15 protein-coding genes are annotated in these 19,440 nt (G+C 71.1%); 8 read left to right on the forward strand and 7 right to left on the reverse strand.

Going from position 1 to position 19,440, the window contains the following annotated elements; all coding sequences use genetic code 11:
* Positions 1–96: 96 nt before the first annotated feature.
* Positions 97–1,353: an urea ABC transporter substrate-binding protein gene (gene urtA / locus ABZX90_RS28425; protein ID WP_351123046.1), complete on the reverse strand. Its 1,257-nt coding sequence runs from the start codon at positions 1,351–1,353 to the stop codon at positions 97–99.
* A 247-nt stretch (positions 1,354–1,600) separates the two neighbouring features.
* On the reverse strand, positions 1,601–2,713 hold the full coding sequence (locus tag ABZX90_RS28430) for a substrate-binding domain-containing protein (protein ID WP_355209397.1): 1,113 nt from the start codon (positions 2,711–2,713) through the stop codon (positions 1,601–1,603).
* A gap of 78 nt (positions 2,714–2,791) precedes the next feature.
* Between ABZX90_RS28430 and ABZX90_RS28435 the strand changes: the two genes are divergently transcribed.
* The 4 genes from ABZX90_RS28435 (at position 2,792) to ABZX90_RS28450 (ending at position 6,570) form a co-directional block, all read left to right on the forward strand.
* Positions 2,792–3,238: a MarR family transcriptional regulator gene (locus ABZX90_RS28435; protein WP_355209400.1), complete on the forward strand. Its 447-nt coding sequence runs from the start codon at positions 2,792–2,794 to the stop codon at positions 3,236–3,238.
* 446 nt (positions 3,239–3,684) lie between these two features.
* Positions 3,685–4,590, forward strand: a complete 906-nt coding sequence (locus ABZX90_RS28440; RefSeq protein ID WP_351123054.1) for a universal stress protein — start codon at positions 3,685–3,687, stop codon at positions 4,588–4,590.
* A 64-nt stretch (positions 4,591–4,654) separates the two neighbouring features.
* Positions 4,655–5,677, forward strand: a complete 1,023-nt coding sequence (locus ABZX90_RS28445) for a zinc-dependent alcohol dehydrogenase (protein WP_351123056.1) — start codon at positions 4,655–4,657, stop codon at positions 5,675–5,677.
* Positions 5,674–6,570, forward strand: a complete 897-nt coding sequence (locus ABZX90_RS28450; RefSeq protein WP_351123352.1) for a universal stress protein — start codon at positions 5,674–5,676, stop codon at positions 6,568–6,570. Before ABZX90_RS28445 ends, ABZX90_RS28450 begins: the two co-directional genes overlap by 4 nt.
* Before the next feature lie 47 nt (positions 6,571–6,617).
* On the opposite strand, the gene ppk2 is transcribed toward ABZX90_RS28450, so the two are convergent.
* A complete protein-coding gene (gene ppk2, locus ABZX90_RS28455; RefSeq protein WP_351123058.1) occupies positions 6,618–7,421 on the reverse strand; it encodes a polyphosphate kinase 2 in 804 nt (267 codons plus the stop codon).
* 86 nt (positions 7,422–7,507) lie between these two features.
* Between ppk2 and ABZX90_RS28460 the strand changes: the two genes are divergently transcribed.
* Both ABZX90_RS28460 and ABZX90_RS28465 read left to right on the forward strand, forming a co-directional pair.
* Positions 7,508–9,892: a phosphoketolase family protein gene (locus tag ABZX90_RS28460; protein ID WP_351123061.1), complete on the forward strand. Its 2,385-nt coding sequence runs from the start codon at positions 7,508–7,510 to the stop codon at positions 9,890–9,892.
* Between the two features lie 76 nt (positions 9,893–9,968).
* Positions 9,969–12,347, forward strand: a complete 2,379-nt coding sequence (locus ABZX90_RS28465) for a glycosyl hydrolase family 65 protein (protein WP_351123064.1) — start codon at positions 9,969–9,971, stop codon at positions 12,345–12,347.
* A gap of 112 nt (positions 12,348–12,459) precedes the next feature.
* Here ABZX90_RS28465 and ABZX90_RS28470 read toward each other — a convergent pair whose 3' ends face one another.
* From ABZX90_RS28470 to ABZX90_RS28485, 4 genes are all read right to left on the reverse strand, one after another.
* A complete protein-coding gene (locus ABZX90_RS28470) occupies positions 12,460–12,939 on the reverse strand; it encodes a universal stress protein (protein ID WP_351123067.1) in 480 nt (159 codons plus the stop codon).
* 130 nt (positions 12,940–13,069) lie between these two features.
* Positions 13,070–13,819: a dienelactone hydrolase family protein gene (locus ABZX90_RS28475; RefSeq protein ID WP_355209561.1), complete on the reverse strand. Its 750-nt coding sequence runs from the start codon at positions 13,817–13,819 to the stop codon at positions 13,070–13,072.
* 398 nt (positions 13,820–14,217) lie between these two features.
* A complete protein-coding gene (locus tag ABZX90_RS28480) occupies positions 14,218–14,925 on the reverse strand; it encodes a response regulator transcription factor (protein WP_351123069.1) in 708 nt (235 codons plus the stop codon).
* Between the two features lie 206 nt (positions 14,926–15,131).
* Positions 15,132–15,596, reverse strand: a complete 465-nt coding sequence (locus ABZX90_RS28485; RefSeq protein WP_351123072.1) for a cyclic nucleotide-binding domain-containing protein — start codon at positions 15,594–15,596, stop codon at positions 15,132–15,134.
* A 262-nt stretch (positions 15,597–15,858) separates the two neighbouring features.
* Here ABZX90_RS28485 and ABZX90_RS28490 point away from each other — a divergent pair, with 262 nt between their 5' ends.
* Both ABZX90_RS28490 and ppdK read left to right on the forward strand, forming a co-directional pair.
* Positions 15,859–16,767 carry a universal stress protein gene (locus ABZX90_RS28490; protein WP_351123074.1) on the forward strand — a complete coding sequence of 303 codons (909 nt, stop codon included), beginning with the start codon at positions 15,859–15,861 and terminating at the stop codon, positions 16,765–16,767.
* Positions 16,768–16,789: 22 nt separating this feature from the next.
* Complete coding sequence (ppdK, locus tag ABZX90_RS28495; RefSeq protein ID WP_351123077.1) at positions 16,790–19,420, forward strand: pyruvate, phosphate dikinase; 2,631 nt, start codon at positions 16,790–16,792, stop codon at positions 19,418–19,420.
* Positions 19,421–19,440 lie beyond the last annotated feature (20 nt).

A 19,440-nucleotide genomic window follows, 5' to 3' on the forward strand; every position in this document is an offset into this window, starting at 1 on the left:
CCGGGGGTACCCGCCGGGGGGGGGCCCCGGGGGGGGGGGGGGGCGGGGGGGGGGGGGGGGGGGGGGGGGGGCCCCCCCCCCCCCCCGCGACGGTGGTCAGGAGAGGCCGGAGGCCCAGTCGTAACCCTTGAGGTACGGGTCGGGCTTGATCGGCTTGCCGGAGTCCCAGACCTGCTTGATCAGCCCGTCGGAGCCGATCCTGCCGATGCGGGCGGTCTTGTAGATGTGCTGCGTGGCCCCGTCGACCGTGACCTTGCCCTCGGGGGCGTCGAAGGTGATGCCGTCGGAGGCCGCCTTGACCTTCTCCGGGTCGAACGACTTGGCCTTCTCGACCATCGCCTTCCACAGGTAGACGGAGGTGTACGCGGCCTCCATCGGGTCACTGGTCGGCTTGTCCTGGCCGTACTTGGCCTTGTAGGCCTTCACGAACTTGGTGTTCGCGGCCCCCGCCGTGGTCTGGTAGTAGTTCCAGGCCGTCAACTGGCCCGCCAGGTACTGCGCCCCGATCGACTTGACCTCCTCCTCGGCGATCGACACCGAGACCACCGGCATGCCCTTGGCGGTGAGCCCGGCGGACTTGTACTCCTTGAAGAAGGCCACGTTCGAGTCGCCGTTGAGGGTGTTGAAGACCGCGTCCGCCTTCGACGCCTTCACCTTGTTGGCGATCGTGCTGAACTCCGTGGAGCCGAGCGGCGCGTAGTCCTCGCCGAGCACGGTCATGCCGTTGGCCTTCGCGTACGCCTTGATCTCCTTGTTGGCGGTGCGCGGGAAGACGTAGTCGCTGCCGACCAGGTAGATCCGCTTCTTGCCCTGGGACTTGAGGTAGTCGAGGCCCGGGACGATCTGCTGGTTGGTGGTGGCGCCGGTGTAGAAGATGTACGGGGACTGCTCCAGCCCCTCGTACTGCACGGGGTAGAAGAGCAGCGACTTGTTCTTCTCGAAGACCGGCTTGACCGCCTTGCGGCTCGCGGAGGTCCAGCAGCCGAAGGTGGCCGCGACCCGGTCCTCCCTGATCAGCTTGCTCGCCTTCTCGGCGAACGTCGGCCAGTCGGAGGCGCCGTCCTCGCTGATCGGCTTGATCTGCTTGCCGAGCACTCCGCCCGAGGCGTTGATCTCGTCGATGGCCAGCTTGAGCGAGTCGCGTACGGTCACCTCGCTGATCGCCATCGTGCCCGACAGCGAGTTGAGCAGGCCCACCTTGACGGTGTCGCCGCTCACGTCCGCCTTCGCGGCTTTGTCGGACGTACCGCCCGCGTCGGTCTTGGCGCCGCACGCGGCGAGTGCGACGACGGTCGCGAGCGCGGCGGCACCGGCTGCGATCCGGCGTCGGAGAATTCGGGAACCACTGGACAATAGAACCCCCTCGGGCTGTGGAGGAGACGACCTCCTGAAGTGCGGTCCACAGCCTCAAGTCGTGCTGTTTCCAAGGTGTTTCGCGGTACTTTCCCGGCCGTATCTTCCCGCTCTCATGAAGGATTCACGGCGGAACGTCCGGGAAACCAAAAATGCCCGGGGCGGAATTCGGCATCCGAATTCATGACACGCCCAAGGCATTCTGATTACTTCCTGCGGGAAGTATCTTGGCGCGGGAGAGCCGCTGTCAAGAGCGGGGTTCGTCGAGGTCGAGCTCGGCGACCACGTCGAAGTCCAGCCCCTCCGCCCGTGCCAGGTAGATGCGTTGGCGCACATGGCCGCCGCGCAGATGGAGCAGCCCGCGCGGCCCCTCGTACGACACGGTCTCCGCGGCCGCCCCGATCGCGGACACGTCGATGGCCTTGGCGCGTCGGATCAGCGCGGCCAGCAACAGCACCCCCTCGTAACAGGATTCGCCGAGGCTGCCGAGGGCCGGCGCCTCGACGCCGAACCGCCCGGCGTACTGGCCGTGGAAGTCGAGGGTGTCCTGGTTGGCGAGGGAGGCGAAGAAGCCGGCTGTGCTGTAGAGGTCCGCCGTGGCCGAAGGCCCGCTGGCCATCAGCATGTTCTCGTCCATCAGCGTGCTCAGCCGGAGGCAGCGGGTGTCGAGGCCGGACGCGGCGAACGCCCGGTTGAAGCGCACCGCGTCGCTGCCGACCAGCAGCATGATGACGGCGTCCGCGTCCGTGCGCTCGATCCGGCGCAGGACCGCCCCGAAGTCATGGGTGCCCAGCGGCAGATACACCTCCCCCTGGACGCTGCCGCCGGACTCGCGCGCATAGGCGTGCGCGGCCCGGGCCGTACGGCGCGGCCACACATAGTCGTTGCCCACCACGAACCAGCGGCGCAGCCCGCGTTCGTGCGCCAGCAGGCCCATCGCCGGACGGAGTTGGTCGCGCGGTGTCTCGCTCGTGAGGAACACCCCGGCGGTGTGCTCGCCGCCTTCGTACAGGGCGGTGTAGACGTAGGGAACCCGATGCGCGATTCTCGGCGCGAGGGCCTGGCGCACCGAGGAGATGTGCCAGCCCGTGACCCCCTGCACGGCCCCCAGGTCCACCAACGCCTCGACGTGGTCGGCGACTTCGCGCGGTGTGCCACCCCCGTCCACAGGCAGCAGCCGCAACTCCCTGCCGAGCACACCGCCCGCGCGGTTGACCTCCTCCGCCGCCAGGCGCGCGCACAGTTCGCAGGTGGGCCCGAAGATGCCCGCCGATCCCTGCAGGGGAAGGACGAGGGCCACGCCGAACACGGAGTCGTCTGCCGTGAACCAGTCGGGCACAGGCGAAGCGGGCCGGAACATGGCGTCATGATTCCGGGTCCCGCCGGTGAACTCCAATCCGTCTCGTAGCATGTACACCCCCCGGGAGCGAGGAGCAGGATGCCGACCCCATCGCCGCGTCAGCCCCAGGACTTGATGCAGTTGCTGACGCGGGCCGAGCGACTGGCGGCGCGGAGGCTCCAGTCCGTCCTGGACGAGGACGGCTGCTCCCTCGACGCCTGGCGGGTGCTCGCGCTCCTCTCCGACGGGGAGGGCCACTCCATGACCGCGATCGCCGAGGCCGTCTTCCTCCCGCCGGCCACGCTCACCAAGCTGGTCGACCACCTCGTGGACCAGAACCTGCTCTACCGCCGCGTCGACCCGCACGACCGGCGCCGGATCCTCGCCCACCTCACCCCGCGCGGCCGGACGTACTGGCGTCGGTTGGACCGCGAGGTCCGCGCGGGGTGGCCGGTGCTGAGCGAGGGGGACGACGAACTGCTGCGGTCGCTCCTGGGGCGGCTCGCGGACACGCTCGGCGCGGCGAGCACGTCGACCACGCTCTGAACCGGATCGGTCGCGGAAAGTAGTGACACGGGCCCGGAAAGCGGGGGAGCCCGTGAAAGGTTGGCATATGCATCCAGCTGTGGCCGGCGAGCGCCGGGCTCGTGTCACGGCGCGGGGCGTCGTGATGCGGGACTCGCCCTGATCGGCGGTATCGCGCTGCGAATCTCCGCGGTTGCGGGCACGGTGATGACGGGGCTGACGCGGGTCGCCGAAGGGCCGCCCGCCCGGCTCGGACGATCAGGACGGCGGCGTGGACGAGGTGGTGGTCGACGAACGGGCGCACCGACGTGCTCGGCGAGCCGCCGGACAGACCCGTCGGGGTCGCGCCTCCCCGTGCGAGGGCCGCCTTGGGCCGAACGGCCCCCATCGGGGACCTGCGGCCCCTGCCCCACGCAGCCGTTTCGACCCGACGATGGAATCCGGCCCCCGATCAGGAGGTGGACACCATGCCCCGCACTGTCACCGTAGGTCTCGACGGTTCGTCCGAGAGCCTCGCCGCCGCCGAATGGGCCGCCCGCGAGGCGCGGCTGCGCACACTGCCGGTCCGGCTGGTCAACGTGGCGGAACCGGTCCCGGACCCCATCGCCCAGGCGCCGTTGCTCGGCGCGGAGACCCGCCAGCACTGGAGCGAGAAGATCCCGCGCGAAGCGGCCGAAGGGATACGGGCACGCCACCCCGGAATCGACGTCACCGCGGAGCAGCTCACCGGCCGGCCCGCCGAGGTGCTGCTCAAGGCCGCGGACGACGCCGAACTCCTGGTCCTCGGCACCCGTGGACTCAGCGGAGTGGGCGGTTTCATGGTCGGCTCGGTCGGCTTGGCCGTCGCGGCGCACGCCGAGCGTCCCGTCGTGTTCGTACGCGCCGGTGAGCAGGCCGCGGAGGAACATCTGATGGATCCGTCGGGCATCCCGTCCGCCGCGACACCCTTCAAGCCTGTCGTGCTCGGGCTCGACACCAGCGGCCCCGACGACACGCTGATCGGCTTCGCCTTCGAGGCGGCACTCCTGCGCGCCACGGCGCTGCGGGTCGTCCACGCGTGGAACGAGCCGCCCTACATCGCGTACGGAATGCCCCCCGACCTGGCGCTGAACGCCCGTCTCGCCGCGCAGGACGCCGCCGCCGTGACGGACGCACTACGGCCCTGGCGCGAGAAGTACCCGGCTGTGGAGATCATCGAGGACTCCCTGTCCGGAAAGGCCGCCAACCACCTCGTGGACGCCTCCCGGGAGGCCTCGCTCGTCGTCGTGGGCCGTCGCACCCGCCGCGCCGCGCTCGGCGCCCACATCGGGCCCGTCACCCACGCGGTGCTCCACCACTCCACCGCCCCCATCGCCGTCGTCCCGCACCCCTGAACACCACGGGCCGCCCCCGGCCGCGTGGTGATCGAGGCCCGATCGCGCAAGGAGAGACATCCCGATGAAGGCAGCAGTCGTACGAGCGTTCGGTGAGCCCCTCGTCATCGAGGAGCGCCCCGACCCCGAGCCGGGCCCCGGCCAGGTCCGCATCCGGGTGGAGGCCTCCGGGCTGTGCCACACCGACATCCACGCCGCCAACGGCGACTGGCCGGTCAAGCCGAGCCCGCCGTTCGTCCCCGGGCACGAGGGCGTCGGCCTGGTCGAGGCGCTGGGCGACGGCGTCACCCATCTCGCGACGGGACAGCGGGTCGCGGTGCCCTGGCTGGGAAGCGCCTGCGGACGCTGCGAGCACTGCCTCTCCGGCTGGGAGACGCTGTGCGAGCAGCAGATCAACACCGGCTACGGGTGCGACGGCGGCTACGCCGAGAAGATGCTCGCCCGGGCCGACTTCGCCCAGCCGGTGCCCGAGGGGATCTCCCCGCTCGACGCGGCCCCGCTCACCTGCGCCGGCGTCACCACGTACAAGGCCCTGAAAGTCGCCGACGTCAGGCCCAGTCAGCTGGTCGCCATCTCCGGGGTGGGCGGACTCGGCCACCTGGCCGTGCAGTACGCGAAGATCGCCGGCGCGACCGTGGCGGCCGTCGACGTCACCGACGACAAACTCGAACTCGCCGCGGAACTCGGCGCCGACATCGTGATCGACGCCCGCAAGGAGGACCCCGGCGAGGTCCTCAAACGCCACGGCGGAGCGCACGCCGCGCTTGCGCTCGCGGTGAACGAGGCCGCCTTCTCCGCGGTCTACACCGGGCTGCGGCGCGGCGGAAAGCTCGTCATGGTCGCGATGCCGGCGCACGGCACCATCCCGGTCCCGATCTTCGAGACCGTGCTGAACGGCACCTCCGTGATCGGCTCCATCGTCGGTACCCGGCAGGACCTGGCCGAGGTGTTCGACCTGCACGCCGCGGGCCGGACGAGGGTCATCCGCGAGTCCCGGCCCCTCAGCTCCGTCAACGAGTCCATGGACGAGGTGCTGCACGGCCGGATCCAGGCCCGGATCGTCTTCGACTTCGGCGAAGGGAGCTGACCGTCGTGGATCTTCCCCTCGTCGTGGGCGTCGACGGGTCCGAGGCCGCCATGCGCGCCGTGGACTGGGCCACGGACGAGGCCGCCCTGCGCGGTCTGCCGCTGCGCCTGGTGTACGCCTCGCTCTGGGAACGCTACGAAGGCGCCGCCCTCGCCGAAGGTCTGGGCAGGTCCTCGGAGCAGATCATGGCCGACAGGATCGTCGAGGCCGCCGCCCAGCGCGCCCACCGTCGCGACACCTCGGCGAAGGTCACCGCCGAGGTGCTGCCCGAGGACGCGGTGAGCATGCTGCTGACGGAGGGCTTCGGCGCCACCGCGCTGGTGCTCGGATCGCGGGGCCGCAGCGGCATCGCCGAGAGGCTCCTCGGGTCGGTGAGCCTCACGGTCGCCGCCCGCGCGCACTGCCCCGTGATCGTGCTGCGCGGCAGCCACGACAATCAGGCCAGGGCAGGACGCTACCGGCGGGTCGTCCTCGGGGTCGGGGATCCCTCGCACGGCGATGCGGCCACCCGCTTCGCCTTCCAGGAGGCGGCGGAACGCGCGGTGCCACTGGAAGCCGTACGGGCCTGGCGGACCCCCGCCCACGAGACGACCGAGCACCTGCTGATGACGGGCGAACCCGCACGGCTGCACGAACAGCGGGCGGTGGAGATCCTGGACGAGGCGCTGAGCGGTGCCGCGGCGGACCGTCCGGCCGTGGACGTGCACCGGCGCACCGTCGAGGGAACCGCCCGCAAAGTGCTGCTGGACGCCTCCACCGAGGCCGATCTGCTCGTCGTCGGGGTCCGGCGGCACGACAGCCAGGGGCACGTCGGGATGCAACTCGGCCGGGTCGCCCACGCCGCCCTGCACCACGCGTCCTGCCCCGTCGCCGTCGTACCCCTACGGGGATGAGCGCCTCAGCGGCTCGCCCCCGTCGTACCCCAGCGGGCATGAGCGCCTCAGAGGCTCGCCGCGTGATCGGGGACGTACGTCTGCAGATCGCGCGGCGGGCGGACGTAGCCGGTCGACGGCGGCCGGGCAGGCAGCTCCAGGACCGGCGGCGGCACCTCGCTGTAGGGAACGGAGGCGAGCAGGTGGGCGATCATGTTCAGCCGGGCGCGCCGCTTGTCGTCGCTCTCGACCACGAACCACGGCGCCTCCGAGATGTCCGTGTGCACCAGCATCTGGTCCTTCGCCCGGGAGTACGCCTCCCAACGGGTGATCGACTCCAGGTCCATGGGGGAGAGCTTCCAGCGCCGCGTCGGGTCCTTCAGCCGGCGCCGGAACCGCTTCTGCTGCTCGGCGTCGCTCACCGAGAACCAGTACTTGCGCAGCAGCACGCCCTCCTCCACCAGCATCCGCTCGAAGATCGGGCACTGCCGCAGGAAGAGCTGGTGCTCCTCCTGCGTGCAGAAGCCCATGACGTGCTCGACCCCGGCGCGGTTGTACCAGCTCCGGTCGAACAGCACGATCTCCCCGGCGGCCGGCAGATGCTCCACGTACCGTTGGAAGTACCACTGGGTGCGCTCACGCTCGGTCGGCTTGGGCAGCGCCACGATCCGCGCGACGCGCGGGTTCAGATGTTCCGCCACCCGCTTGATCGTGCCGCCCTTGCCCGCGGCGTCGCGGCCCTCGAAGACCACCACCACGCGGGCGCCGTCGGTCCGCACCCACTCCTGAAGCTTGACCAGCTCCGTCTGCAGACGCAACAGCTCCCGCTCGTACGCCGCGAGCGGCACCTTCGCCGTCTTCCCGTCGGCCATGCCGCCTCCTCCGCCCGATGACGCCTCCTGTGAAACGTCCCGATGACCTGCCTCGACGACGTACCCCGATGACTTACGGAGTCACCATGCCCAAGGTCGAACACCAGGACAGCACCGTACTGACCGACGAGGAACTGCGCACGCTGGACGCCCACTGGCGGGCCGCCAATTACCTTGCCGTGGGCCAGATCTATCTGCTCGCCAACCCCCTGCTCACCGAGTCCCTGACCCCCGCGCACATCAAACCCCGGCTGCTCGGCCACTGGGGTACCTCGCCCGGCCTCAACCTGGTCCACACCCACCTCAACCGCGTCGTCAAGGCGCGCGGCCTGGACGCGCTGTGCGTATGGGGCCCCGGGCACGGCGGTCCGGCCGTGCTGGCGAACTCCTGGCTGGAGGGCACCTACAGCGAGACGTACCCCTCCGTGTCCCGCGACACGGAGGGCATGGGGAAACTGTTCCGGCAGTTCTCCTTCCCCGGCGGGGTGCCAAGCCATGTCGCGCCCGAGACACCCGGCTCCATCCACGAGGGCGGCGAGCTCGGCTACTCCCTCGCCCACGCATACGGAGCCGCCTTCGACAACCCGGAACTCCTGGTGACCTGTGTCATCGGCGACGGCGAGGCGGAGACGGGACCGCTCGCCGCGTCCTGGCACTCCAACAAGTTCCTCGACCCGGTCCACGACGGCGCCGTCCTGCCCGTCCTGCACCTCAACGGCTACAAGATCGCCAACCCGACCGTGCTCTCCCGGATCCCGGAGCCCGAACTCGACGAACTGCTGCGCGGATACGGCCACGACCCGATCCACGTGACCGGCGACGACCCGTCGCAGGTGCACCGCGCCATGGCCGCCGCGTTCGACCAGGCACTGGACCGGATCGCGCTCATCCAGCGCACGGCCCGCGAGGAAGGCGTGGCCGAACGAGCACGCTGGCCCATGATCGTGCTGCGCACCCCGAAGGGCTGGACCGGCCCCGCGGAGGTCGACGGCGAGCCCGTCGAAGGCACCTGGCGCGCCCACCAGGTGCCCCTGGCCGGAGTCCGCGAAAACCCGGAGCACCTGCGGCAGTTGGAGACCTGGATGCGCTCCTACCGCCCCGAGGAGCTCTTCGACGCCGAGGGACGGCCGGTGGCCGACGTGCTGGCCTGCGTCCCCGACGGCTCCCGGCGCCTCGGCGCCACCCCGCACGCCAACGGCGGCCTCCTCGTCCGCGATCTGCCGCTCCCGCCCCTGGAGCGCTTCGCCGTCCCCGTCGACAAGCCGGGCGGCACCCTGCACGAGCCGACCCGGGTGCTGGGCGACCTCCTCGAACACGTCATGAGGGAGACCTCGCACCGCCGCGACTTCCGGCTGGTCGGCCCCGACGAGACCGCCTCCAACCGGCTGAGCGCCGTCTTCGGCGCCAGCGGCAAGGCCTGGCAGGCACAGACCCTGCCGGTGGACGAACACCTGGACCGGCACGGCCGCGTCATGGAGATCCTCTCCGAACACCTCTGCCAGGGCTGGCTGGAGGGCTACACCCTCACCGGCCGGCACGGTCTGTTCTCCTGCTACGAGGCGTTCGTGCACATCGTCGACTCCATGGTCAACCAGCACATCAAGTGGCTGAAGACCTCACGGGAACTGCCCTGGCGCGCCCCGATCGCCTCCCTCAACTACCTGCTCACCTCGCACGTGTGGCGCCAGGACCACAACGGCTTCTCGCACCAGGACCCCGGCTTCGTCGACCACGTCCTCAACAAGAGCCCCGAAGTCGTGCGCGTCTACCTCCCGCCGGACGCCAACACCCTCCTGTCCGTGGCGGACCACGTGCTGCGCAGCCGCGACTACGTGAACGTCGTCGTCGCCGGCAAACAGCCCTGCTTCGACTGGCTGTCCATGGACCAGGCCCGCGCCCACTGCGCCCGCGGCGCCGGCATCTGGGACTGGGCGGGGACGGCCGAAGCGGACCGTGACCCCGACGTCGTCCTCGCCTGCGCCGGCGACGTCCCCACCCTGGAGATCCTGGCCGCCTCCGACCTGCTGCGCCGCCATCTGCCCGAGCTCGCCGTCCGGGTCGTCAACGTCGTCGACATGACCCGGCTGCTGCCGCGCGAGGAACACCCGCACGGGATGAGCGACTTCGAGTACGACGGGCTGTTCACCACGGACAAGCCGGTGATCTTCGCCTACCACGGCTACCCCTGGCTCATCCACCGCCTGGCCTACCGCCGCACCGGCCACCAGAACCTCCATGTGCGCGGTTACAAGGAGATGGGCACCACCACGACCCCCTTCGACATGGTCGTCCGCAACGACCTGGACCGCTACCGCCTCGTCATGGACGTCATCGACCGCGTCCCCGGCCTCGGCGTCCGCGCCGCCGCCCTCCGCCAGAAGATGGCCGACGCCCGCTCCCGCCACCACACCTGGATCCGCGAGTACGGCACCGACCTCCCCGAGGTCGCGGACTGGACCTGGACCGGCTGACAGACACGGGAGAGGCCCGCCGTCCCCCACACGTGCAACGGGGGACGGCGAGGCGCCCGTACCGGAGGATGGAGGCATGCGCGACGGCACCTGGGAGTACGAGGGCTACGACCCGGCACAGGAACGCCTGCGCGAGTCGCTGTGCACCCTCGGCAACGGCTACTTCGCGACCCGCGGCGCCGCACCGGAGTGCGCCGCCGACTCGGTCCACTACCCGGGCACATACGCGGCCGGCTGTTACGACCGCCTCACCTCGGAGGTGGCCGGGCGCCGGGTCGAGAACGAGGACATGGTCAACCTCCCCAACTGGCTGCCGCTCCGGCTGCGGACCGCCACCGGGACCTGGCTCACCCCCGACTCCCACCGGCTGCTCGACCACCGGCTGCGCCTCGACCTGCGCGCGGGCACCCTGGAACGCACCGCGCGCTACGAGGACGAGGACGGCAGGCGCCTCGCCGTGCGGCAGCTGCGCCTGGTCCACATGGCCGATCCGCACCTCGCCCTGCTGCGCACGGAGGTGACGGCCGAGGGCTGGTCCGGCCCCGTCGAGATCGAGTCGGCGATCGACGGGACGGTCACCAACAGCGGAGTCGAGCGCTACAGCTCCCTCGCCTCCCGCCATCTCACGGACGTCCGGACCGGCACCCGCGCACCGGACACGGTCTGGCTGAGCTGCCGCACCACCACCTCGGAGATCCGCGTCGGGCTGGCCGCCCGGACCGTCACCGACGTGCCCGCCGGGACCACGGACGCGCACACCCCGGGACGCGCCGCCCAGTCGCTCCGGATCACGCTGGCCGACGGCCGGACGGTGACCGTGGACAAGACGGTCGCCCTGCACACCTCCCATGATCCGGCGATCAAGGACCCGCTGGACGCGGCCGTCGACCGGGTCCGCCGGGCCGCGGACTTCGAGACGCTGCTGGACACCCACCGCACGGCATGGCAGCAGCTGTGGCGCGACGCCGAACCGGACGTGCCGGACAGCGCGGGACCGATCCTGCGCCTGCACCTCTTCCATGTGCTCCAGACACTCTCCCCGCACACCGCAGAGCTGGACGTCGGGGTCCCGGCCCGCGGGCTGCACGGCGAGGCCTACCGGGGGCACGTCTTCTGGGACGAACTGTTCGTGCTGCCGTATCTGAACCTCCATTTCCCCGAGGTCTCCCGCGCCCTGCTCACCTATCGCCACCGCCGTCTGGAGCGGGCTCGCCGGGCTGCCCAGGACGCCGGCCGGACCGGCGCGATGTACCCGTGGCAGAGCGGCAGCGACGGACGGGAGGAGACACAGCGACTGCACCTCAACCCGCGCTCCGGGCGCTGGCTGCCCGACCACTCACGGCTCCAGCACCACGTCGGATCGGCGATCGCGTACAACGTGTGGCAGTACTGCGAGGCGAGCGGCGACACCGAGTTCCTGCACACCAAGGGCATCGAGATGCTCGTGCAGATCGCCCGCTTCTGGGCCGGCTCCGCCGTGTACGACCGCACACTCGGCCGCTACCGCATCCGCGGTGTCGTCGGACCCGACGAGTACCACGACGCCTATCCGGGCGCCGACGGACCCGGGCTCGACGACAACGCGTACACCAACGTCACGGCCGCCTGGGTGCTCGCCCGCACCCTCGAAGCGCTGCGCGAGCTGCCCGGACCGGTCCGCCGGGACCTCGTCGAGCGGACCGGCCTCGACTCCGCGGAACTCGACCGCTGGGACGATGTGTCGCGCGGACTGCATGTGCCCTTCCACGCCGGCGTCATCAGCCAGTTCGAGGGCTACGGCGACCTCGCGGAGCTCGACTGGGCGGGCTACCGCGAACGGTACGGCGACATCCGGCGGCTCGACCGGATCCTGGAGGCCGAGGGCGACAGCGTCAACCGCTACCAGGCGTCGAAGCAGGCGGACGTGCTGATGCTCGCCTATCTCTTCTCGCCCGCCGAACTCGGTGCCCTGTTCCGCCGGCTCGGGCACGAGGTCGACGACACCACGTGGCGGCACACCGTCGACCACTACCTCAGCCGTACGAGCCACGGCTCGACGCTGAGCAGCCTGGTGCACGGCTGGGTTCTGGCCCGGGCACGGCGTGCCGAGGCGTGGACGTACGTCCACGAAGCTCTGCTGGGCGACATCGCCGACCTGCAGGGCGGCACCACGGGGGAGGGCATCCACCTGGGCGCGATGGCGGGCACGCTCGATCTCGTCCAGCGCGGTCTGACAGGTCTCGAGACCCGCGGCGGAGCGCTACGGCTCCACCCGGTCCCGCTGCCGGAGCTCTCCGAGTACGGCTTCACGATCCGCTACCGGGGCCATCGAGGCGTACGACTGCGCCTGAGTCCAGGTCGGTTGAGTGTCAGCGTGCCGGTCTCGGACGAGGCCCCGATCGACATCGCACTGCCGGACCGCACCGTCTCGGTGGCCCCGGGCGAGTCCTGCACGCTGACGCTGCCGGACCAGTGAGCCAGTGACGGGTGGCCGGAGACCGGTGGTCGGTGATCTGCCGCCGGTGACGGTGACGGTGACGGTGACGGTGACGGTGACGGTGACCGGGCGACGGCCGCGGCCGCCCACGTCAGTGCGGGACCACCGTCACCGGGCACCTGGTGCGGGCGAGTACGGCCCGGAGCGTGGGCCCGAGTGCCGCGCCCCCGCGGCCGACGACCAGGAGGCCGGCCGTGTCCGAGGCCTGGAGGAGAGCGGTCGCCGGGCTCTGGAGGCGGACGTCCTCGTATACGCGTACTCGCGGGTACTTCGCCCGCCACGCCCGCAGGACGTCCGCCAGCAACTGGACCTCCTGGTCCTCCCAGGCTCCCCGGTCCTCCTCGGGCGGCGCGACCGGCAGCGACGCTCCGTCGGGAGCGGGAAGGCGCCAGGCGTGGACGGCGTGCAGCAACGCGCCGTACCGCAGCGCGGTCTCGAAGGCGAAGCCGGTCACGACGTCGCACGGACGACGGGCGTCGATGCCGAGCACCACCGGCCGGAGCCCGTCGTGCCGGTCGTGCTCGTCGTGCTTGTCGTGCTCGTCGTGACCGCCAACGATCGGATGTGCCATGGCGGTTCACCCTCCTCGTACCTACCGGAAGCAACGCCTTCACCGTCCACCCGAACCGCCCGCCGTGCACAGGGGCCGGACGGACCCCAAGCGGCCGGAGGGAGGTTGGGGTGCGCGTCGAGTCGGCGCCTCAGCGGTCGGCCAGGGCGCTTTCGAGGAGGGGGAGGAGGCGGTCCCAATGGCGCTGCAGGGCGGAGGGGTTGAAGGCGTCCGTGTCGGACATGGTGAAGCCGTGGACGGTGCCGGGGTAGATCTCGCAGGTGTAGTCGACGCCTGCGGCATCCAGGGCCTGGTTGAGCTCGCTGACGGCCTTGGGCGGCATGTCGTTCTCGGCGAGGCCGAGGTGGACCTGGGCGGTCATTTTGGACACGAGGCGGTGCGGGCTGCCGGGCGCGTCGGTGACCAAGGGGCTGGGGTGGAATCCGGCGAGGGCGGCCACCTGGCCGGGGTGGTCCGCCGCGGTGCGCATCGCCACGTCGGCGCCCATGCAGTAGCCGATCACGGCGACCGGCCTTGGGCTGACCTCGGGCTGCGTGGTGAGGAACCTGAGGTAGGCGTCGGCGTCGCTCAGGGCACGTTCGACGGTGTGCGTCTCGATCAAGGGCATCAACTGGGCGAAGACCGCGGGCCGGATCTCCTGTCCGATGTGCTCGGGGAGATCGATCACCGGTGCCGGGCCGTGCCGGTAGAAGAGGTTGGGGACGAGTACGTAATACCCGTGCTCGGCCAGTTCGCGGGCCATCTCCCTCAACACGGGCCGCACGCCGAAGGCGTCCATGTACAAGAGCACCCCCGGGTGTCGCTCACCGCCGTCGGGGAAGGCGGCTAAAGCGTCGGCCTGGCCGTCCGCGGTGGGAATATGCAGTGACTTGGTAGGAATGGTGGATCTTCCTTCCTGGGACTGATGAACAGCGCACAGCCGGTATGTGGGTCGAGGTCCATCAGAGATCGACCCGGCGATGATGGTGGCAAGCTACCGCCGACATGGCCGATGACCTAGGGTCTGCCCACACCGGCACGGTCGGTGCACTCTTCATGGGCGAGTCGAGCAAGATCTGCGTCGTGGCAACGATGCCACCGTGGGTTCAAATCCCGCACGCACTGCGGATGAACGGCCCCTGACAGGTGCAGATTTCCACCGACCACCAGCGTCGTGTGCCCGCACCTCACACCGAGGCGCTATCCCCTGATGGCGATCACGGCTGAACCGTCTCGGGAACAGCTCTCTCGGGGCGTTCCCGGCGGTTGGGTGGAGAACGCGAACTTCCTGGATGACCCTCAGCGCGTGGAGCGGTGGTGGTCGGCCCCTTCGGGGTGTTCGAGGTGGTTGGCCAGTACCGCGGCCTGCACGCGGCGCTGGACGCCGAGTTTGGCCAGCAGCCGGGAGATGTGGTTCTTCACCGTCTTCTCGGACAGGTAGAGCTTCTTGCCGATCTCGCGGTTGGTGAGCCCCTCGCCGATCAGCGCGAGGATGTCCCGCTCGCGCGGCGAGAGACTGGCGAGCTCGGGCGACAGGGCCGGTCCCTCGGCCGGGTCCGTGCGCAGCTTGCGCATCAGCCGGGCGGTCGTCGTGGGGTCCAGCATCGACTGGCCGGACGCGACGGTACGGACCGCCGAGACCAGGTCGGACCCCTTGATCTGCTTCAGCACGTAGCCGGCCGCTCCGGCCATGATCGCGTCGAGCAGGGCTTCCTCGTCGTCGAACGACGTCAGCATCAGGCAGGACAGTTCCGGCATCTGGCTGCGCAGTTCCCGGCAGACGCTGATGCCGTCGCCGTCCGGCAGGCGTACGTCGAGGACGGCCACGTCCGGGCGCAGCGCGGGGCCGCGCACCAGGGCGTGCGCGACACTGTCCGCGTCGCCGATCACCGAGATGTCCGGCTCGGCGTCCAGGAGGTCCGTCAGACCCCGGCGTACCACCTCGTGGTCGTCCAGCAGGAACACCCGGATCGGGTTCTGCTCGGAGAACGTACGCGCCTCGGCCATGACGACCCCTTGTCGGTGAGGGACTACGGACCGTGAGCCCGCTGACGACGATCATCACTCTTCCGGGCCGGGCGGCACTAGGGCCGACCGGCCCTATCCGAGCCTAGCGGCCCTCTCGACCGCTCCTGGCGGTGCTCCGGGCCGGTGCGGTCGAGGCCGACGTCCACCACTCTCGTCGACCGGGGTGGGGCAGCGCGACGGCCGGGTCAGCGCGCGTCGCCGCTGCCGTAGGGGGCGTACAGGTCGAGCAGCCGGGTCCGGGCCGATTGCAGCCGGTGGGCGACGATCTCGCCCGCCCACTGGGTCACGGCCATCCCCAGCACGGGGTCCTCCCGGCAGATCGCCCGGACGACCTCGGCGTCGAATTCGTAGGCGCGCACCGGGCTGGTCGCCTCGGCGCCCAGATGCCAGGTGTGCGGGGCGAACAGCCAGGACCAGCCGACGAGTTCGTTGTGTCCGAGGATCTCGATGACGGCCGAGCGGCGGCCCGGCACCCGCAGGTCGAGGGCCACCGTGCCGGTCCGGATGATCCAGAACCGGTCCGCGTGGCGGCCCTCCTCGAACAGCCGGGTGCCCTCGGGGAACGACACCTCGCGGGCCACCCGCAGCAGCTGTTCCCGGTGCTCGGCGGGCAGCGCCCGTAGCATGGTGGACGTGGTGGAAGTGTTCATGATCTGCCTCTTCCTGGAGCGCGACCCTTCCACCCCCAATCTCTTCCCGAGCCCCGCCCGCCGCCATGGGCCACCCGGCCCCGACCGCGGGACACATGGCGCAGGCCTGGGCCGAAAGGCCCAGCCGTGGGGACTGCCCGGCCCCTGCGCGCGGGCTCCGCCCCGTACCAGGCTCGACGGGAGAAGGGATTCCACGGGCAGCGGTGACCGCCGCCCGGCCCGTGGACTCTCCGCCGAGCGCACGACGCTGGAGGTGCGGATCATGCTTCGACCGGTCGCCGCGGGGATCGACGGGTCCCCGGAGAGTCTGGCCGCCGCGTACTGGGCGGCCCGTGAGGCCCTGCGCCGGGGCACGACGCTCCTTCTGGTCCACGCGTGGGAGTGGCATCCGCGGCCGGCCCCGGCCGTGCCGGCCGACATGTCCCAACGGGCCTGGGCCGAGGAGCTGATCACAGGGGTCTCGGAGGGTCTGCGTGCGGCGCACCCCGGACTGCGGGTCCTCGACCGGTCCGTCGTGGACACGCCGCCCACCGCTCTGCTCGCCGCGGCCGACGAGGCCGGCCTGCTGGTCCTCGGGTCCCGCGGGCTGAGCGGAGTCACGGGATTCCTGCTGGGCTCGATCTCCCAGCGGATCGCCTCCAGGTCACCGGTCCCGGTGGTCTTGGTGCGCGCCGGCGGGAGCACCTGTGACGAGCACTTCGCGGCGCCGGACGGCATCTCCCCGGACGAGATACCACGGATCCCGTACCGCGACGTGGTCCTCGGCCTCGACACCGACCAGCCGTGCGACGAGCTGATCGAGTTCGCCTTCGACGCCGCCCGGCGCCGTGGCGCTGTGTTGCGCGTGTTGCACGCCTTCAGCGCCCCGCACCCCTTCGGCGCCGCCGACCGGCTCGTCCAGGTGAGCGGCCCGCAGCTGCTGGCCGAGCACGAACACGCCGTCGTCGCCACCCTGCGTCCCTGGTGCGAGAAGTTCCCCGAGGTTTCCGTCGCCGAGACCGTGGTGGACGGCCGCCCGGCCGGCGAGCTCATCCGCGCCTCCGCGGGCGCCGCCCTGACCGTCGTGGGCCGCAGGGAGCGGGACACCCGCTTCGGCACCTACCTCGGACCGGTCGCCCACGCGGTACTGCACCACGCCGACTGCTCCGTGGCCGTCGTCCCGCACGCCTGAACACACCCGGAAGGTGAAGGACATGACCCGCTACGTGTACGAATTCGCCGAGGGCTCCCGTGACATGGCGGACCTGCTCGGCGGCAAGGGAGCCAACCTCGCGGAGATGACCCGGCTGGGACTTCCCGTCCCGCCCGGCTTCACCGTCACCACCACAGCCTGCCGCGCGTACCTGGCCACCGGCGAGGAGCCGGGCGAGCTGGGCGCACAAGTCGCCCACGCGCTGGTGGAGTTGGAGCGACGTACCGGGCGCGAGCTGGGCGGCCGGGACAACCCGCTGCTGCTCTCGGTCCGTTCGGGCAGCAAGTTCTCGATGCCCGGGATGATGGAGACCATCCTCGACATCGGCCTCGGGGACGAGTCCGTCCTCGGCCTCGCCAAGGCCACCGGCCGCGAGCACTTCGCGTGGGACTCCTATCGCAGGCTCCTCCAGATGTACGGCCGCACCGTCCTCGGCATCGCACCGGAACGCTTCGACCGGCACGCCGCCGGGGACGACCCCGCCGTACTCGTCGAGCACTTCAAGCACGTCATCCGCGACGCGACCGGCGAGGAGTTCCCGCAGGACCCGGCCGAACAGCTCCAGCGGGCGATCCGTGCCGTCTTCGACTCCTGGAACGGCGAGCGCGCCTGCCTCTACCGCCGCCGCGAACACATCCCCGACGACCTCGGAACCGCCGTCAACATCCAGGTCATGGTCTTCGGCAACCTCGGCCCGGACTCCGGCACGGGCGTCGCCTTCACCCGCGACCCGGCCACCGGCGCCCGGGGCGTCTACGGTGACTACCTTCCCGACGCCCAGGGCGAGGACGTCGTCGCCGGCATCCGCAACGCCGTCCAGCTCGCCGAACTGGAGCACCTCGACCCCGCCTCGTACCGTCAACTCCTGCAGAACATGCAGACCTTGGAGCACCACTACCGCGACCTGTGCGACATCGAGTTCACCGTCGAGCGCGGTACGCTCTGGATGCTGCAGACCCGGGTCGGCAAGCGCACCGCCGAGGCCGCGTTCCGGATCGCGGAGGCGCTCGTCGACGAGAAACTGATCGGCGAGGACGAAGCGCTCGCCCGGGTCGACGGGACGCAGCTGGCCCGGTTGATGTTTCCCCGGTTCGCGGCGCACGCCGAGGCGACGCCGCTGGCGCACGGTGTCCCCGCCTCGCCCGGTGCCGCGGTCGGCGCGATCGTCTTCGACTCGGCGGAGGCCGTACGGCGCGCGGACGCGGGGGAGCACGTCGTTCTCGTGCGGCGTGAGACGACGCCCGACGACCTGCCCGGGATGGTCGCCGCCGAGGCCGTGCTGACCAGCCGGGGCGGAAAGACCAGTCACGCGGCCGTCGTCGCCCGCGGTATGGGCAAGGTCTGTGTGTGCGGCGCCGAGGAACTGACGGTGGACGTCGAGGCCCGTACCCTCACCGCACCCGACGGGACCGTGCTCACCGAGGGCACGCTGATCTCCGTGGACGGCACGGCGGGCACCGTCCATCCCGGCGCCCTGCCGCTGACCGACTCCCCGGTCGGGCACTTCCTCGACACCGGAGAAGGCGACGGCGCACTGACCGACGCGGTCGCCCGCACCCTCCAGCACGCCGACTCCGTACGGCACTTGGGCGTGCGGGCCAACGCCGACACCCCCGAGGACGCCGCCCGCGCCCGCCGCTACGGAGCAGAGGGCATCGGGTTGTGCCGCACCGAGCACATGTTCCTCGGCGAGCGCCGGAGCCTGGTCGAGACGATGATCCTCGCCGACGACGAGTCCGGACGGCGCGCCGCCCTGGACGCGCTCCTGCCCCTGCAACGGGGCGACTTCACCGGAATCCTCGCCGCCATGGACGGGCTCCCGGTGACGATCCGGCTCATCGACCCGCCGCTTCACGAGTTCCTGCCGGACCGCACCGAGCTCGCCGTCCGCGTCGCCACCCGGCCCACCGAGCACGACCGCCGTCTGCTCGCCGCGGTCGAGCGCATGCACGAGTCCAACCCCATGCTCGGACTGCGTGGGGTCCGCCTCGCACTCGTCGTCCCCGGACTGGTCGAGATGCAGGTACGGGCGATCGCCGAAGCGGTGGTCGAACGCGTGCGGGCCGGGGGAGACCCCCGGGCGGAGATCATGGTCCCTCTGGTCGGCACGGTCGAGGAACTGCGGATCGTCCGCGCAGCGGCGGAGCGCATCCTCGCCGAGGTCTCGCGGGACTCCGGGCTCACCGTCGACTGCCCCATCGGCACGATGATCGAACTGCCCCGGGCCGCGCTGACCGCCGGCCGGATCGCCGAGGCCGCCGACTTCTTCTCCTTCGGCACCAACGACCTGACCCAGACGACCTGGGGCCTGTCCCGCGACGACGTCGAAGCATCCTTCTTCCCGGCCTATCTGACCCAGGGCGTCTTCGCCGCCTCGCCGTTCGAGACCCTCGACCGGGAGGGCGTGGGACGTCTGGTGCGTACGGCCGTCGAGGAGGGCCGCGCCGCCCACCCCGGTCTGAAGATCGGCGTCTGCGGCGAACACGGCGGCGACCCCGACTCCATCCACTTCTTCCACGACATCGGCCTCGACTACGTCTCCTGCTCGCCGTTCCGCGTCCCGGTCGCCCGCCTCGAAGCGGGCCGGGCCTCGCTCGCCGACGGCAGGGACGGCGCGTCCGCCGCGACCTAGGGCCGGCCTCCACCAGTACA

The organism is Streptomyces sp. NPDC002935, from assembly GCF_040611295.1.
Taxonomy (GTDB): domain Bacteria; phylum Actinomycetota; class Actinomycetes; order Streptomycetales; family Streptomycetaceae; genus Streptomyces.

What these genes read in the sequence shown, in the direction of transcription:
- ABZX90_RS28430 (WP_355209397.1), bottom strand. Translation starts at nt 2,713, where the DNA reads ATGTTCCGGCCCGCTTCGCCTGTGCCCGACTGGTTCACGGCAGACGAC.
- ABZX90_RS28435 (WP_355209400.1), top strand. Translation starts at nt 2,792, where the DNA reads ATGCCGACCCCATCGCCGCGTCAGCCCCAGGACTTGATGCAGTTGCTG.
- ABZX90_RS28440 (WP_351123054.1), top strand. Translation starts at nt 3,685, where the DNA reads ATGCCCCGCACTGTCACCGTAGGTCTCGACGGTTCGTCCGAGAGCCTC.
- ABZX90_RS28445 (WP_351123056.1), top strand. Translation starts at nt 4,655, where the DNA reads ATGAAGGCAGCAGTCGTACGAGCGTTCGGTGAGCCCCTCGTCATCGAG.
- ppk2 (WP_351123058.1), bottom strand. Translation starts at nt 7,421, where the DNA reads ATGGCCGACGGGAAGACGGCGAAGGTGCCGCTCGCGGCGTACGAGCGG.
- ABZX90_RS28460 (WP_351123061.1), top strand. Translation starts at nt 7,508, where the DNA reads ATGCCCAAGGTCGAACACCAGGACAGCACCGTACTGACCGACGAGGAA.
- ABZX90_RS28465 (WP_351123064.1), top strand. Translation starts at nt 9,969, where the DNA reads ATGCGCGACGGCACCTGGGAGTACGAGGGCTACGACCCGGCACAGGAA.
- ABZX90_RS28470 (WP_351123067.1), bottom strand. Translation starts at nt 12,939, where the DNA reads ATGGCACATCCGATCGTTGGCGGTCACGACGAGCACGACAAGCACGAC.
- ABZX90_RS28480 (WP_351123069.1), bottom strand. Translation starts at nt 14,925, where the DNA reads ATGGCCGAGGCGCGTACGTTCTCCGAGCAGAACCCGATCCGGGTGTTC.
- ABZX90_RS28485 (WP_351123072.1), bottom strand. Translation starts at nt 15,596, where the DNA reads ATGAACACTTCCACCACGTCCACCATGCTACGGGCGCTGCCCGCCGAG.
- ABZX90_RS28490 (WP_351123074.1), top strand. Translation starts at nt 15,859, where the DNA reads ATGCTTCGACCGGTCGCCGCGGGGATCGACGGGTCCCCGGAGAGTCTG.
- ppdK (WP_351123077.1), top strand. Translation starts at nt 16,790, where the DNA reads ATGACCCGCTACGTGTACGAATTCGCCGAGGGCTCCCGTGACATGGCG.